General features: G+C 71.1%; 19 protein-coding genes. 18 read left to right on the top strand and 1 reads right to left on the bottom strand.

The window, feature by feature from the left end:
• The first annotated feature begins 5 nt into the window (after positions 1-5).
• The 12 genes from ACFYOB_RS25640 (at position 6) to ACFYOB_RS25585 (ending at position 9136) form a co-directional block, all read left to right on the top strand.
• Complete coding sequence (locus ACFYOB_RS25640; RefSeq protein WP_388563242.1) at positions 6-1235, top strand: hypothetical protein; 1230 nt, start codon at positions 6-8, stop codon at positions 1233-1235.
• A 64-nt stretch (positions 1236-1299) separates the two neighbouring features.
• On the top strand, positions 1300-2016 hold the full coding sequence (locus ACFYOB_RS25635) for a DUF2993 domain-containing protein (RefSeq protein WP_388563162.1): 717 nt from the start codon (positions 1300-1302) through the stop codon (positions 2014-2016).
• A 155-nt stretch (positions 2017-2171) separates the two neighbouring features.
• Positions 2172-2261: an Ms5788A family Cys-rich leader peptide gene (locus ACFYOB_RS25630; RefSeq protein WP_350875872.1), complete on the top strand. Its 90-nt coding sequence runs from the start codon at positions 2172-2174 to the stop codon at positions 2259-2261.
• Between the two features lie 203 nt (positions 2262-2464).
• Positions 2465-3310, top strand: a complete 846-nt coding sequence (locus ACFYOB_RS25625) for a sulfurtransferase (protein WP_388563160.1) — start codon at positions 2465-2467, stop codon at positions 3308-3310.
• A 61-nt stretch (positions 3311-3371) separates the two neighbouring features.
• Positions 3372-3662, top strand: a complete 291-nt coding sequence (locus ACFYOB_RS25620) for a DUF1416 domain-containing protein (protein ID WP_388563158.1) — start codon at positions 3372-3374, stop codon at positions 3660-3662.
• A 121-nt stretch (positions 3663-3783) separates the two neighbouring features.
• A complete protein-coding gene (locus tag ACFYOB_RS25615) occupies positions 3784-4047 on the top strand; it encodes a DUF3099 domain-containing protein (RefSeq protein ID WP_388563156.1) in 264 nt (87 codons plus the stop codon).
• A gap of 124 nt (positions 4048-4171) precedes the next feature.
• The gene (locus ACFYOB_RS25610; RefSeq protein ID WP_388563154.1) at positions 4172-5020 is read left to right on the top strand and encodes a hypothetical protein; all 849 of its coding nucleotides are present in this window, start codon (positions 4172-4174) and stop codon (positions 5018-5020) included.
• Positions 5017-5871 (top strand): hypothetical protein, encoded by an 855-nt coding sequence (locus ACFYOB_RS25605; RefSeq protein ID WP_388563152.1) that lies wholly within the window; start codon positions 5017-5019, stop codon positions 5869-5871. The genes ACFYOB_RS25610 and ACFYOB_RS25605 overlap by 4 nt, the downstream gene beginning before the upstream one ends.
• On the top strand, positions 5868-6734 hold the full coding sequence (locus ACFYOB_RS25600; protein ID WP_388563150.1) for a hypothetical protein: 867 nt from the start codon (positions 5868-5870) through the stop codon (positions 6732-6734). The genes ACFYOB_RS25605 and ACFYOB_RS25600 overlap by 4 nt, the downstream gene beginning before the upstream one ends.
• Before the next feature lie 269 nt (positions 6735-7003).
• Positions 7004-7576, top strand: a complete 573-nt coding sequence (locus ACFYOB_RS25595) for an FABP family protein (RefSeq protein WP_388563148.1) — start codon at positions 7004-7006, stop codon at positions 7574-7576.
• 93 nt (positions 7577-7669) lie between these two features.
• Positions 7670-8125: a Fur family transcriptional regulator gene (locus tag ACFYOB_RS25590; protein WP_388563146.1), complete on the top strand. Its 456-nt coding sequence runs from the start codon at positions 7670-7672 to the stop codon at positions 8123-8125.
• A 42-nt stretch (positions 8126-8167) separates the two neighbouring features.
• Complete coding sequence (locus tag ACFYOB_RS25585) at positions 8168-9136, top strand: YgfZ/GcvT domain-containing protein (protein WP_388563144.1); 969 nt, start codon at positions 8168-8170, stop codon at positions 9134-9136.
• 10 nt (positions 9137-9146) lie between these two features.
• Here ACFYOB_RS25585 and dtd read toward each other — a convergent pair whose 3' ends face one another.
• Positions 9147-9572: a D-aminoacyl-tRNA deacylase gene (gene dtd / locus ACFYOB_RS25580; protein ID WP_388563142.1), complete on the bottom strand. Its 426-nt coding sequence runs from the start codon at positions 9570-9572 to the stop codon at positions 9147-9149.
• Positions 9573-9708: 136 nt separating this feature from the next.
• Here dtd and ACFYOB_RS25575 point away from each other — a divergent pair, with 136 nt between their 5' ends.
• From ACFYOB_RS25575 to ACFYOB_RS25550, 6 genes are all read left to right on the top strand, one after another.
• Positions 9709-10296 carry an AmfC protein gene (locus tag ACFYOB_RS25575; RefSeq protein ID WP_388563140.1) on the top strand — a complete coding sequence of 196 codons (588 nt, stop codon included), beginning with the start codon at positions 9709-9711 and terminating at the stop codon, positions 10294-10296.
• A gap of 53 nt (positions 10297-10349) precedes the next feature.
• Entirely contained in the window at positions 10350-11594 is a 1245-nt protein-coding gene (locus ACFYOB_RS25570) for a GNAT family N-acetyltransferase (RefSeq protein ID WP_388563138.1), read from the top strand.
• Positions 11595-11651: 57 nt separating this feature from the next.
• Positions 11652-12413: a putative protein N(5)-glutamine methyltransferase gene (locus ACFYOB_RS25565; protein WP_388563136.1), complete on the top strand. Its 762-nt coding sequence runs from the start codon at positions 11652-11654 to the stop codon at positions 12411-12413.
• 71 nt (positions 12414-12484) lie between these two features.
• Complete coding sequence (locus ACFYOB_RS25560) at positions 12485-12880, top strand: helix-turn-helix transcriptional regulator (protein ID WP_328926381.1); 396 nt, start codon at positions 12485-12487, stop codon at positions 12878-12880.
• Positions 12881-12903: 23 nt separating this feature from the next.
• Positions 12904-13476, top strand: a complete 573-nt coding sequence (locus ACFYOB_RS25555; RefSeq protein ID WP_388563134.1) for a hypothetical protein — start codon at positions 12904-12906, stop codon at positions 13474-13476.
• A gap of 126 nt (positions 13477-13602) precedes the next feature.
• On the top strand, positions 13603-13944 hold the full coding sequence (locus ACFYOB_RS25550) for a DUF2516 family protein (protein ID WP_388563132.1): 342 nt from the start codon (positions 13603-13605) through the stop codon (positions 13942-13944).
• The last annotated feature ends 34 nt before the right edge of the window (positions 13945-13978 follow it).

Below are 13978 nucleotides of genomic sequence, written 5' to 3'. Positions count from 1 at the left end.
ACGAGGTGACTCCGGTTCCCGCCCCGGCTCCGGCCCAGGAGTGGGCGGCCGAGACGGCGTACTTGCCGCCGTACACGGATCCCGCGCAGCAGCAGCAGCAGCAGCAGCCGCAGCAGCCGGCCGCGCCGGAGGGCTGGTTCCGCGACGAGGTGACTCCGGTTCCCGCCCCGGCTCCGGCCCAGGAGTGGGCGGCCGAGACGGCGTACTTGCCGCCGTACACGGATCCCGCGCAGCAGCAGCCGCAGCCGCAGCAGCCGGCAGCGCCGGACGGCTGGTTCCGCGACGAGATCCAGGCTCCGGCCCCGGCCCAGGACTGGTCCCACGAGGCCCCGGCCGAACAGACCGCCTACCTGCCGCCGCAGGCCGCCGCCGAAACCCCGGCCCCGGCCCCGGCTGAGGTCCCGGTCCCGGGGCTGCCGGAGGTTCCGGAGGAGGAGCCGGAGTACTCCCCGCCCACCCTCGGCGGCAACACCGTCCGCGCCGTCGACCCGGCCCTGGCCCGCGCCGAGGGCCGGTCGCCGATCATCGACCCCGGTCCGCAGTCGGCCATACTGACCGCCGTCCTCGGGGTGCTGCTCGCCGCCGCCGCGGCCCTGGGGCAGTACGCGCTGCTCCTGCCGCTGGTCGCCCTCCAGGGCCTCACCGCGGCCGGCTGGTTCCGCCTCAACGGCATGTGGCCGGCCCGCCAGGGCATCGCCCTCGCCTTCGCCGGAGCCGTCGTCGCCGACGTGGCCGTGCTCGCGGTGGACGACGCGTACCGCCCGGGCGCGATCATCGGCACCCTCGGAGCCTGGGTGCTGCTCACCCTCGTGCTCCAGCTGCGCAGCCACGCCGACCCCGACGAGCGGATGTACGGCCTGATGGCCACGGTGGCCTCGGCCGCGCTCGCCATCGTCTGCGCCGGCTACCTGGCCGCGGACACCGCCGCCGTCACCGTCGGCGCGGCCGCCGTCGCCGTCACCGTGTTCGCCCGCGCGCTGCCGCTGCCCACCCAGGCTTCCGTCGGCGTCTCGCTGGCCGCGGCCTGCGGTGCGGGCATCGCCGTCGGCGGGCTGACCGACATCGGGGTGGGCGGGGCGCTGCTCGGCCTCGCCGCCGGGGTGTGCGCGCTGATCGGGCTGCGCGTGGCGGCGTACGACTACCCGTCGAAGTTCGTCCACATGACGGCCGGTGTCGCGCTGCCGCTGGCGGCCGCCGCACCCGCCGTGTACCTGATCGGCCGGGTGGTGGGCTGATCTGTCCCCGACAACGGACATGGTCCACTAGAACGCACGTACCGACTAGTAGGGGGAGTGGCACGTGCGTTTCCTGCGCGCCGTAGTGATCATCGGAGTGGTTCTCGGAGCCCTGTTCGCGGGCGTGGACCGCTGGGCGGTCGGCTATGCCGAGAACCGGCTGGCCGACCGGATCCAGGCCCGGCAGGGGCTGGCCGGGACCGCGGAGGTGGATATCCACGGATTCCCGTTCCTCACCCAGGCGCTCAGCCACGACCTGGACCGGGTGGACCTGAGGCTCCGCGGCGTGGACGTCGCCGCGGAGGGCCGCAAGACGCGGCTCTCCGAGCTCGACGCGAGCTTCCGCGACGTGAAGCTGAACGGGGACTACAGCGGCGGCACGGCCAAGCGTGCCGAGGGCACCGGCCTGATCACGTACACGGACCTGACCGCGGCCTCGCAGACCGGCGCGACGCTCTCCTACGGCGGGGCGCCGGGCAAGGTGAAGGTGACCGCGGCGGTGGACCTCCTGGGCAAGACGCTCACGCGCAGCGTGGTGTCGACCATCACACTGGAAGACGCGCAGGACGGCAAGGGCGGCCGGATCGTCCGGGTGCGCGCCGACGAGGTGCCGGGCGAGGGCATCCCCGGCGTCGAGAAGCTGATCCGCAAGAAGACCGACTTCGACCGCACCCTCGACAGCGGGCTGCCGTCCGGGCTGCACCTGTCCGCCCTGACCTCGGACGAGGCCGGTGTGCACCTCACGCTGGGCGGTACGGACGTGGCGCTGGCCGGATCGTGAGACGGAGCGGTCCGATCCGCAGAAGGACGGGCCGCAGGGCGGCTCCGGAGGGCGGCGCGGCGGCCGTCCGCGGAGCTCCTATCCCACCATTCGGACGATCCTGTCTCGGAATATGACACACCGGTGACAGGGCGGCTGATTCGTCCCTACGATCCATGGCTATGAAGCATCAGCAGGCGGACCTCACGAAGCGGCGGGCAGTAGACCTGTGTCGCGTCGCCGCCATGCTCTGTCGATCCATGTGACGTGTGAGCGCATCCGCTCCATCAGCCGGACGACGGCCCTTCCCGCGTGACCGCACCTGCCTCCTGATCCCCTGAGCCTCCCCGCACCGGGGAGAACTTCGAGGTACCCGGACGCACGCACCAAGCAACACCCGCAGCCGGTCCAGCCGGTTTGCAGCAGTATCCGCACCGCCCCGCCGCACACTGCCCCGGAGGAGAACACCATGAGCCGCAGCGACGTCCTCGTAGACGCCGACTGGGTCGAGGCCCACCTGAACGACGCCGACGTCGTCATCGTCGAGGTGGACGAGGACACGTCCGCCTACGACAAGAACCACATCACCAACGCCGTCCGGATCGACTGGAAGCAGGACCTCCAGGACCCGGTCCGCCGCGACTTCGTGGACCAGGAGGGCTTCGAGAAGCTCCTCTCCGCCAAGGGCATCTCCAACGACGACACCGTCGTCCTCTACGGCGGCAACAACAACTGGTTCGCGTCCTACGCCTACTGGTACTTCAAGCTCTACGGCCACCAGGACGTGAAGCTCCTCGACGGCGGCCGCAAGAAGTGGGAGCTCGACTCCCGCGACCTGGTCGACGGCAAGGACGTCCCCAACCGCCCCGCCACGCAGTACAAGGCCAAGGCGCAGGACACGTCGATCCGCGCGTTCCGCGACGACGTCGTGGCGGCGATCGGCTCCCTGAACCTGGTCGACGTCCGTTCGCCCGACGAGTTCTCCGGCAAGCTGCTCGCCCCGGCCCACCTCCCGCAGGAGCAGTCGCAGCGCCCCGGCCACGTGCCGAGCGCCCGCAACATCCCGTGGTCGAAGAACGCCAACGACGACGGCACCTTCAAGTCGGACGAGGAGCTGACCGCCCTCTACCAGGCGGAGCAGGTCGACCTGGCGAAGGACACCATCGCCTACTGCCGCATCGGCGAGCGCTCCGCGCTCACGTGGTTCGTCCTGCACGAGCTCCTCGGTCAGGAGAACGTCAAGAACTACGACGGCTCGTGGACCGAGTACGGCTCCCTGGTCGGCGTGCCGATCGAGCTCGGCGCCAACAAGTAACCCTGCCGGGCACGCAGGGCCCGTAGAAGCCAGTACGACTCTCTAGGACAGGACAGAGAACATGTGTGGAGCACCCATCGGCGGGCCCGACCTCGCGACGCTCAAGCCCGGTGAGACCGCGATCCAGGGTCAGATCACCAAGGAGGGCGAGCCGGTGTCCGGCTACGTCCGCCTGCTGGACTCGACCGGCGAGTTCACCGCGGAGGTCCCGACCTCGGCGACCGGCCAGTTCCGTTTCTACGCGGCCACCGGCTCCTGGACGCTGCGTGCGCTCGTCCCGGGTGCCACGGCGGACCGCAACGTCGTCGTCGCCGAGGCCGGCGGCGTGACGGACGTGGCGATCGCGGTCTGATCGACAGCTGAACCGGCCGAAGGGCCGCACCCCCGGGGGTTGGACGCCACTGGACCGGGGTGCGGCCCTTCGTGCCGTCCGCGTGCCTTGCCTTCGCAGGGCCCGGCCCTACGCTGGAGTCATGTACGCCCGGCGTCGGCGCGTCTACTTCCTGCTCATGGGCGGATGCCTGTTCCTCTTCGTCTCCGCCTGGTCCTTCGTGCGCCTGTTTTCGGTCGAGGCCGCGGTGGCCATGTGCGTCGTCGCCATGGTCATCCCGCCGGTCGCCGCGATGATCGCCAACCGGCGCGGCCCGGACGACCGCTGGTGGGACGATCCCTCGGGCGATCCCAAGTCCGACGAGTGGTGGGACGAACTGGACGGAAAGCGTCGTCACGAGGACTGAGACGGGGCGCGGACCGAGCGAGATAAGAATGTAATAAGCATCCATACAACTGCTTCCCCCAAGATCGGGTCATCGGTACGCGCGGGTAATCGAACCCGCGTCGCATGTCCTGTGGGGGGACCCTTTGGAACACGAACAAACCTTCCCTGAGCAGCGGAAAGAGGGGGAGACCGGCCCGGAATCGAACACCCCGGACACCCCGGACACGCCGGATGTGCCGGACGCGCCGGACGTGACCGCGGCCGGGCCCGCCCCGCGCCGCCGCCCGGCCCGTACGACCCTCCTGATCGCGGGCGCGGCCGCCCTCGGCGTCCTCGCCGGGACCGTCACCGGTTACGCCGTCCAGTACCACCGCGAACCCACCCCGCTGCCGCCGCTGGCCCAGCAGAAGCTGGTGACGCCGAAGGCCCTCGTGCCGGACGACGCCACCACGAACAAGACGATCAACGCCAACCGCTGGCACAAGACCGATGACGACATCAGCAAGCTGCTGATCGAGGCACCGGGCGGGGCGAAGATCATCGAGGAACCCGGCTACGACACCCTCGACTCCTTCGCGAGCCACTTCGAACGGCCGGGCCCGGCCCTCAGCGATTTGGCGAGCGACAGCTTCCGGCGGGTCGCCACCGAGATGTGGGAGGAGGACGACCGGGTCACGGAGGTCCGGCTGGTGCAGTTCAATGACTTCGCCGGGGCCAACGAGTTCCAGCGGGACCAGTCGGGCTACATGTCCGAGAAGAAGTACGCGGGCAACGGCGGTGCGGCAATCCCGGGCGTCCCCGCGGACCTCGGGCGGGTCTGGGTGTTCTCGGAGCTCCGCGAGAAGCCGGGTTACTACCCGATGCGCCAGTCCCGGGCCATCGTCCGGCGTGGCGACATCGTCGTTGAGGTCTTCTACAACGACAAACGCGGCCGGAACATCTCCGAGAGCGATGTCATCGACCTGGCCAAGCGACAGCTGGAGCGACTGTGACCGAGCCGCAGAACGACATGACCCCGGCTCTGGCCCCCGCTCAGGAGCCGGCTCAGGCGCCGACTCCGGCCCCGGCAGAGGCCGAGGCCCCGGCTCACGAGCCGGCGAAGCCCGCGCGTACGGCGGGCCGTAAGAAACTCGCCCTCATCGCCGCGGGCGTGGCCGCCGCCGTCCTCGTGGGCGGTGGCGTCTGGGGCTTCTCCGCGATCGCGGGCGCCGACAGGACCGCGCCCACCGCCTACTGGGTGGCTGCGGGCGAGCGGGTCCCGACGGCCGAGGAGGCCGCGGAGGTACCCCCGAACGCCCTCACGGGCAAGCTGCTCCCGGTTCCGGGCGGCTTCTCGCTCGGCCCCGACCTCGACGGCGACGGCAACAACTTCTTCGTCTCCGGCGAGAAGGCCGTCGAGAACCTCAAGGAAGCCAGGAACGGACTGTCCAGCTCGGAGCGCAAGAAGCGCGACGACATGCTGGCCGACCTGAAGCTGAAGGGCCTGGCGGGGCGCGGCTACACCGGGCGCCACGGCGACGTGGTCGTGGAGGTCAGCATCATGCAGGCCGACCCGCAGGCCCTGGGGAAGTTCTCCGAGATCAGCAAGAAGCTCCTCGAATTCGCCGGCGACGGCCGGGAGGCGCCGAAGGTGGACGGCTTCCCGGACGCCAAGTGCTCGCTGCTGGCCGTCGGTGAGGACGAGAAGAAGGAGAAGGTCGACTCCCTCTACTGCGTGGCGGTCGAGGGGGACGTACTGGTCAACTTCCGCGCGTACGGGCGCACGCCCTTCCAGACCTCCGACGCCGTCGCCTTCTTCAAGAACCAGCTGAGCCACCTGAAGTCCCCCGGGGAGTCCGCGTGACCGAGCAGAACACCACCGGGGCCCCGGCCGACGCCGTCGCAGCCCCGGTCGCCACCGCCCCCGCGGAACCCCTCGCAGCGCCGCAGGCCGCGGCCCCGGCGCCCAAGAACCGCCGCAGGCTGTTCGCTTTCCTGCGGTGGACCGCCGCCGTCGTCGTCTTCGCCGCCGCCGGCACGGGGGCCGCGTACGGGATCGCCCAGCCCGAGCGCACCGACATCCCCGGCCTGTCCACCCGGGACGACGGCCGCTGGGTGTACCCGGCACTGGTCAAGCCCACCCTGCCCCCCGGCGCGGCCCTGCCCTTCGCCAAGGACAACCCGGACGGCATCCACTACGCCGGTCTGACGGAGCTGCTCCTGCCGGCATCGAAGGGGTCCGCCCCGGACGCCACGCTGAAGCTGGAGAAGGATTCGGAGGTGTCCGCGGACACCTTCCTGGAGGAATACGAGCCCGCCGTGCGCGAGCGGCTGAAGCAGGACTTCACGGACAATGGCCTGCGCCAGATCGTGGCGCGCGGCTGGACCACCCCGGACGGCACCCGCACCCGGATCTACCTGCTGCGCTTCCACGCGTCCGGGTTCACGGACGCGTGGAAGGGCTGCGGCTCCGACCTGAGGCTGAACGGCGTCAAGCGGATCGAGGGCGACAGCGACTGGGCCAAGGCCAAGGGCGTCCAGCCGCAGCCGGACCTGCGCGGGATCTCGCTCCGCAAGGAATCCGCCCCGTTCGGCGACGAGCAGGTCAAGGTCGCGTGCATCCAGTCCGGTGACATCCAGGCCGTGATCCTCCAGACCCGCAAGGGCGAGGTGGCCACCGTCCCCTTCCACCAGACGGTGATCCTGCAGCACCAGCTGCTGGGCTGAGCCCCGCGACGAGCGGTACGGCCCACCTCACACAGTGCGCCGGTCCCCGGGCCAGTAGGCTTGGGGACCGGCCGTACCTCCCCCGAACGAATCCTCCGAGGAGCACCCCGTGCTTGAGGCAGTCTTCACCTCCCTGCTGGTCCTGGTCTGCGTCGGCGTCCTCGCCTTCACCGGCCTGGCCGTCAAGAAGCTGTACCAGGGTCAGCGCTGAGCATCCGCCCAGCTGACCGCGCCGGAACCCCTCCCACAGATCGCCTGAGCAGCCAATCATGATCCAGATCCCGTCCGACCTGAATCCGGGACTCGTCCCCCTCGCCTTCCTCCTGGGCAACTGGGAGGGTGCGGGAGTCTTCGACTTCCCGGGCGAGGAGAAGTGCAACTTCGGCCAGGAGGTCGTCTTCAGCCACGACGGCCGGGACTTCCTCCAGTACACCTCCCACACCTGGGTCCTCGACACCGAAGGCAACAAGGTGCGGCCGCTGGAGTCCGAGTCGGGTTACTGGCGCATCGACAAGGACCGCAAGGTCGAGGTCGTCATGGTCCGCGACCAGGGCGTCGTGGAGATCTGGTACGGCGAGCTCGCCGACCAGAAGCCCCAGATCGACCTGGCCACCGACGCGGTCGCCCGCACCGCCGCCTCCGGCCCGTACAGCGGCGGCAAGCGGCTCTACGGCTACGTGAAGAGCGACCTCATGTGGGTCGGTGAGAAGACCACCCCGGACGTCGAGCTGCGCCCGTACATGTCGGCCCAGCTGAAGAAGGTCGTCACCCCCGAGGAAGTCGCCGAGATGGCGCGCAACCTCCCGGACATGCCGGACGACGGCATCGCCTTCTTCCGCTGACCGGACCGGACCGGCCGGACATATCCACAGGCTGTGCAGGAAGGGGACCGCGGAGGAAGTCCGCGGTCCCCTTCGCGCGCTTACACTGGCCGGGTGGTGAGCACCGAGAGCACCGAAGGCACCGACTGGAAGACCGACCTGCGGCAGCGCGGATACCGCCTGACCCCGCAGCGCCAGCTTGTCCTGGAAGCGGTCGACGCCCTGGAGCACGCCAGCCCGGACGAGATCCTCGCCGAGGTGCGCAAGACCGCCTCCGGCGTCAACATCTCCACGGTCTACCGCACGCTGGAGCTGCTGGAGGAGCTGAAGCTCGTCTCGCACGCCCACCTCGGCCACGGCGCGCCCACGTACCACCTCGCCGACCGGCACCACCACATCCACCTGGTCTGCCGCGACTGCAGCGACGTCATCGAGGCCGATGTGGACATCGCCGCCGAGTTCACCGCCAAGCTCCGCGACGCCTTCGGGTTCGAGACCGACATGAAGCACTTCGCGATCTTCGGTCTGTGCAGGAAGTGCGCCGCCAAGCACCGCGACGGCCACGCGTAGGCAGCGCGGGTCCCGTCACCGCCGGGTCGTACGCTTGGTCCCATGACCAGCAGCCCTTTGCTCCATCTTCCCGGCGCCGTAGCGGCCGAAGGCCGTGACGAGGGCGTCGCCGCCCACTACGGAGAGCTGTACGGCGAACAGCGCGCCCTCGCGGACGGCCGCGGCTTCGTCGACCTCTCGCACCGCGGAGTCGTCACCGTCACCGGACCGGATCGGCTGAGCTGGCTGCACCTGCTGCTGACGCAGCACCTCACCGAACTGCCGGCCGGGCAGGCCACCGAGGCGCTGATCCTCTCCGCCCACGGCCACATCGAGCACGCGCTCTACCTCGTCGACGACGGCGAGACCACGTGGGCCCACGTGGAGCCGGGCACCCAGGGCGAGCTGATCGCCTACCTGGAGTCCATGAAGTTCTTCTACCGCGTCGAAGTCGCCGACCGCACCGAGGAGTTCGCGGTCGTGCACCTGCCGGCCGGCTCCATCGCCGAGGTCGCCGAGAAGCTCGTCGTACGGGAGACCGCGCACGGCCGCGACGTCTTCCTGCCCCGCGCCGAGCTGGAGGCCTTCGCCGCCTCGCACGGCCCGGCCGCGGGCCTCCTCGCCTACGAGGCCCTGCGCGTCGAGGCGCACCGGCCGAGGCTCGGCCTGGAGACCGACCACCGCACCATCCCGCACGAGCTGGGCTGGATCGGGACCGCCGTGCACCTGCAGAAGGGCTGCTACCGCGGCCAGGAGACGGTGGCCCGCGTCCACAACCTGGGCAAGCCCCCGCGCCGCCTGGTCTTCCTGCACCTGGACGGCTCCGAGGTGCTCCTCCCGGCGCACGGCGCGCCCGTCCGGCTCGCCGCCGACGGGGAGGAGGGCCGGCAGCTGGGCTTCGTGACCACCGCCGTCCGCCACCACGAGCTGGGCCCGATCGCGCTCGCGCTGGTCAAGCGGAACGTTCCGGTGGACGCGCCGCTGCTGGCCGGCAAGACGGCCGCCGCGCAGGAGGTCGTCGTAGCGCCGTAGTGGCGGCGGCTCAGACGTCGATGACGATGGTGAACGGGCCGTGGTTGGTGAGCGAGACCCGCATGTCCGCGCCGAACCGGCCCGTCTCCACCGTCGCGCCCAGCGCCCGCAGCTGCGCCACGACCTCGTCCACCAGCGGCTCGGCCACCGGTCCCGGCGCGGCCGCGTTCCACGTGGGGCGACGGCCCTTGCGGGCGTCTCCGTACAGCGTGAACTGGGAGATCACCAGCAGCGGCGCGTCCACGTCACTGCAGGACTTCTCCGCCTCCAGGATCCGCACGGACCACAGCTTGCGCGCCAGCAGCGCCGCCTTCTCCGGTGTGTCGTCGTGGGTCACCCCCACCAGCACGCACAGCCCTTCGCCGACGATCTCGCCCACCGTCTCGCCGGACACGACGACGCTCGCGCCGTCCACCCTCTGCACCACAGCTCGCATACCACCTGTGTACCAGGCGTGCACCCATCAGGGGCCGATCGGGTGGCGTGGGACTGCACCGGCACCACGGAGAGTGGCACGATGCACGCAGGCGGTGCGGGTGCGCCGCACCGGTCGAGGGGACGGGCTCGTTCGTATGACTACTTCTGGTACTTCCGTACCTGCATCGCCCGCGTCCATGTCCGCTGCCGCGGTACGACCGCCCGCGCAGCGCACCTCCGACGCACTGGGAACGGCCACGCTGGCGATCGCGCCGACCAGCGCGCTCGGGCTGCCGGAACTGCGCGCGCTGCGCCGCGACGCGCAGCGCGACGAGGCCGACCTGAGCTACGTACGCAGATTGCTCCAGGGCCGCATCGACATCCTGCGGGCCGAGCTGGCCCGGCGCACCGATCCCGAGACGCCGGTGGTGGACCGGCTCTCCGAGATCCTCGCCGACGCGCCCTCCAGCCGCAGCGCCTCGGCCCGGCACGTCACGCTGGGCACCCCGCACAGCGAGGAGTACCGGCTGCTGGCGGCGGAGATGCTGGCCGACGTGGAACTCTCGGACCTCGGCGCTCGCACGGACGGCGAGCTCTGCGACGGGATGGGGAAGCTGATCCGCTACGAGCAGCAGGTCTCGCGGCGCCGCTCGCAGCTCCAGCGCACGGTGGACGAGTGCAGCGCGGAGATCACCCGGCGGTACCGGGAGGGCGAGGCGCAGGTGGACGACCTGCTGGCCTGAGGCGCGGGAAAACCGGGCGACTTGGGCAGGCCCGGCGTTTAGCGTTGCTCGCTATGAGTGCTGACGTCCGGCCGATCGCCGAATCCGAACTCCACGAGTGGCTGAACACCCTGAACACGGGGTTCCTGAGCACGGCCCGGGCGACGGAGTCCGATGTCGCCCAGCGGGCCAAGTACAACGACCTGACCCGTCTCCAGGGTGCGTTCGACACCGACACCGGCCGCTGCGTGGCGGCCTTCCGCTCCTTCGCGCAGGAGCTGACCGTGCCCGGCGGGGCGGCCGTTCCCGCCAGCGCCGTCTCGAACGTGGCGGTGCTGGCCACGCACCGCCGCCAGGGCGTCCTGACCCGGATGATGGCCGCGGAGCTCGCCGCCGCCCACGCCCGCGGGGACGTGCTGTCGACGCTGATCGCCGCCGAGTACCCGATCTACGGGCGGTACGGCTACGGGGCGGCCACCTCGGTCTCGGAATGGGAGATCGACGTACCGCGGACCGGACTGGACCGGCGCCTGCCGCCCGCCCTGGACGGTGGCCGGATCGACTTCGTGGACGCCGCCGAGGTCCGGCGCGTGGGCCCGGAGCTGCACGAGCGGCTGCGCGCGGTCACGCACGGCGCGGTGGACCGGGACGAGCGCTGGTGGAGCCTTGCGACCGGCCTGGAGCAGATGTCGTACCGCCCGTACAAGGACAAGTTCCACGCCGTGTACCGCACGGCGGCAGGTGAGGTGGCGGGCCTGGTCGTCTACACGGCCGACGACAACTGGACGGATGCGAAGGTCCCGCAGAACACCGTGCGGGTCCAGGACCTGCTGGCGGTCACCCCCGAGGCGCAGCGGGCGCTGTGGCACTTCCTGTGCTCCATCGACTGGGTGCTCAAGGTCCGCACCGGCTACCGGGCCCCCGACGACCTGGTCACGCAGCTGCTGCCCGACCCGCGCTCCGCCCGGTCCCTGACCTGCTCGGACTTCCTGTGGGTGCGGCTGCTCGACGTCGTACGGGCGCTGAGCGCGCGGACGTACGCGGTGGGCGGGGTGCTCGTGCTCGACGTGACGGACGCGGCGGGCCCGGCGGGCGGCCGCTACCGGCTGGACGCGGGCGCGGGGACGTGCGAGCGGACCGAGGAGGCCGCGGACCTGCGGCTGGACGTGTCCGCGCTGGGTTCCCTCTACCTGGGCGACGAGTCCGCGGTGCGGCTGGGCGCGCTCGGCCGGGTGACCGAGGAGCGGCCGGGGGCGCTGGCGCTGGCCGACGCGGTGTTCCGCACGGCGCGCCGGCCGTGGTGCCCGGACGTCTTCTGATCCCTATCGTTTGATCATTCGAGATGACCGAGCAGTGAGCACCGAGGACTGAGGTATTTGACGACTGTCGTGGAACAACTGCGTGCGGCGGGCTGTGTCTTCGCGGAGGAGGAGGCGGACCTGCTGGTCTCGGCCGCGCGGGACGACGGCCACCTGGCGGAGCTGCTGGGCCGCCGGGTCGGCGGCGAACCGCTGGAACACGTGGTGGGCTGGGCCGAGTTCTGCGGGCTGCGGATGGAGGTGGGCGCGGGGGCCTTCGTACCGCGCAGGCGCACCGAGTTCCTGGTGGCGCAGGCGGTGGCGCTGGCCCGGCCCGGTGCGGTCGTGCTGGACCTGTGCTGCGGGGTCGGCGCTCTGGGCGCGGCGGTGGCGGCGCAGGTGCCGGGCGGTGTGGAGCTGCACGTGGCGGACATCGACGCGGCGGCGCTGGCGTACGCGCGGCGCAACGTGGCCCCGTACGGCGGCAGCGTGTGGGAGGGCGACCTGTACGCCCCGCTCCCGGCGTCGCTGCGCGGGAGGGTGGACGTGCTGGTGGTCAACGCCCCGTACGTGCCGACGGAGGAGATCGGTTTCATGCCGTCGGAGGCCCGGGACCACGAGCCCCTGGTCTCCCTGGACGGCGGCGCGGACGGCCTGGACGTCCACCGCCGGGTCGCGGCGGGCGCGCTGCCCTGGCTGGCTCCGGGCGGCCACCTGCTGATCGAGACGAGCGCCCGCCAGTGCCCGTCGACGGCCGCGGCCCTGACCTCGGCGGGCCTGGCGACCCGCGTGGCGACCTCGGAGGAGCTGTACGCGACGGTGGTCGTCGCCGCGGTCTGACCGCTACACGGGTGGGAGATGTTGCAAGCGTCTGCTTGCAATAGTTAGCAGAATCGGGCAGGATTCCATACATGGCAACGCTCAACGTCGGAAACCTCGGCGAGTACCTCCGTGAGCAGCGTCGGCAGGCCCAGCTCTCGCTGCGGCAGCTGGCCGACGCCGCGGGGGTGTCGAATCCGTACCTGAGCCAGATCGAGCGCGGGCTGCGCAAGCCGAGCGCGGACATCCTCCAGCAGCTGGCCAAGGCGCTGCGGATCTCCGCGGAGACGCTGTACGTGCAGGCCGGGATCCTCGATGAGCGGGACCGGGACGAGGTGGAGACGCGGGCCGTCATCCTCGCCGACCCGTCCATCAACGAGCGGCAGAAGCAGGTGCTGCTCCAGATCTACGAGTCGTTCCGCAAGGAGAACGCGCTCGACACGCCTGATGACGCCGACGAAGAGACCCCGTCGAAGACGACGGACTGAACTTGATCCGGGAGGACCAGCACATGGCCATCGCCGATGACCTGAAGAAGACCCTCACCGACCCCACCCCGCTCTACTTCGCGGCCGGCACGGCCGACCTCGCCGTGCAGCAGGCCAAGAAGGTGCCGGGGCTCATCGAGCAGCTGCGCGCCGAGGCCCCCGCGCGCATCGAGGCCGTGAAGAACACCGATCCGAAGGTCGTGCAGGAGAAGGCCAAGGAGGCGGCCAAGGAGGCGCAGGAGGCGGTCACCGCCAAGGTCGCCGAGGTGTTCGGCGCGATCGACCCGAAGAAGCTCGGGGAGGCCGCGCAGGACCTGGCGCTGCGCGGCGTCGGCGTGGCCGCCGAGTACGCGGTCCGCGCCAAGGAGACCTACGACAAGGTCGCCGAGCACGGCGAGCAGGCCGTCCGCACCTGGCGGGGCGAGGTCTCGGAGGAGATCGTCGAGATCGCCGTGGCCGTCGAGCCCGCGGCCGAGCCGGCCGCCGGGTCCGCCTCCGAGGCGTCCACCGGCGAGGAGAAGCCCGCCGCGAAGCGGACCACCGCGCGCAAGACCACGGCCAAGAAGGCCACCGTCACCGCGGGCGACGAGAGCTGAACCGAATGACAGACGGCGGGCCGGGCACCTTGAGGGTGTCCGGCCCGTTGTGGTTCATGAGGGCGTTTGTGCCGGTAGCGTGGGATCAGGCGTGCGGAAGACGAGCAGGAGAAGGCGGTCGAAGCGATGTTGATGGACGGGTTCGATCGAGGCGTGATCCCGCTGCTCGGGCTCGCCATGCTGGTGCTCGCCGTGGTGGCCTTCGTGTTCGCACTCGTGGCGCGCGAGGACGCCTACCGGGCGGCCGGCAAGCAGACCAAGACCTTCTGGCTGGTCATTCTGGGCATCACCGTCGTCGTGGACTTCTTCCTGCCCGGGATGCTGTTCCTGACGATCGCCGGCCTGGTCGCGACCATCGTGTTCCTCGTCGACGTACGCCCCGCGCTCAAGCAGGTCTCGGGCGGCGGACGGCGCAGCGGCGGCAGCAGCAGCGACGGGCCGTACGGGCCGTACAACGGCGGGCGGTAGCCGCTCCCGCCGTCACGCCCGACGGCATGCAGGT

Source organism: Streptomyces sp. NPDC006463, from assembly GCF_042870715.1.
Taxonomy (GTDB): domain Bacteria; phylum Actinomycetota; class Actinomycetes; order Streptomycetales; family Streptomycetaceae; genus Streptomyces.
Note: the sequence above shows the minus strand (reverse complement) of the source record. Positions and strands in the feature narration are given on the sequence as shown.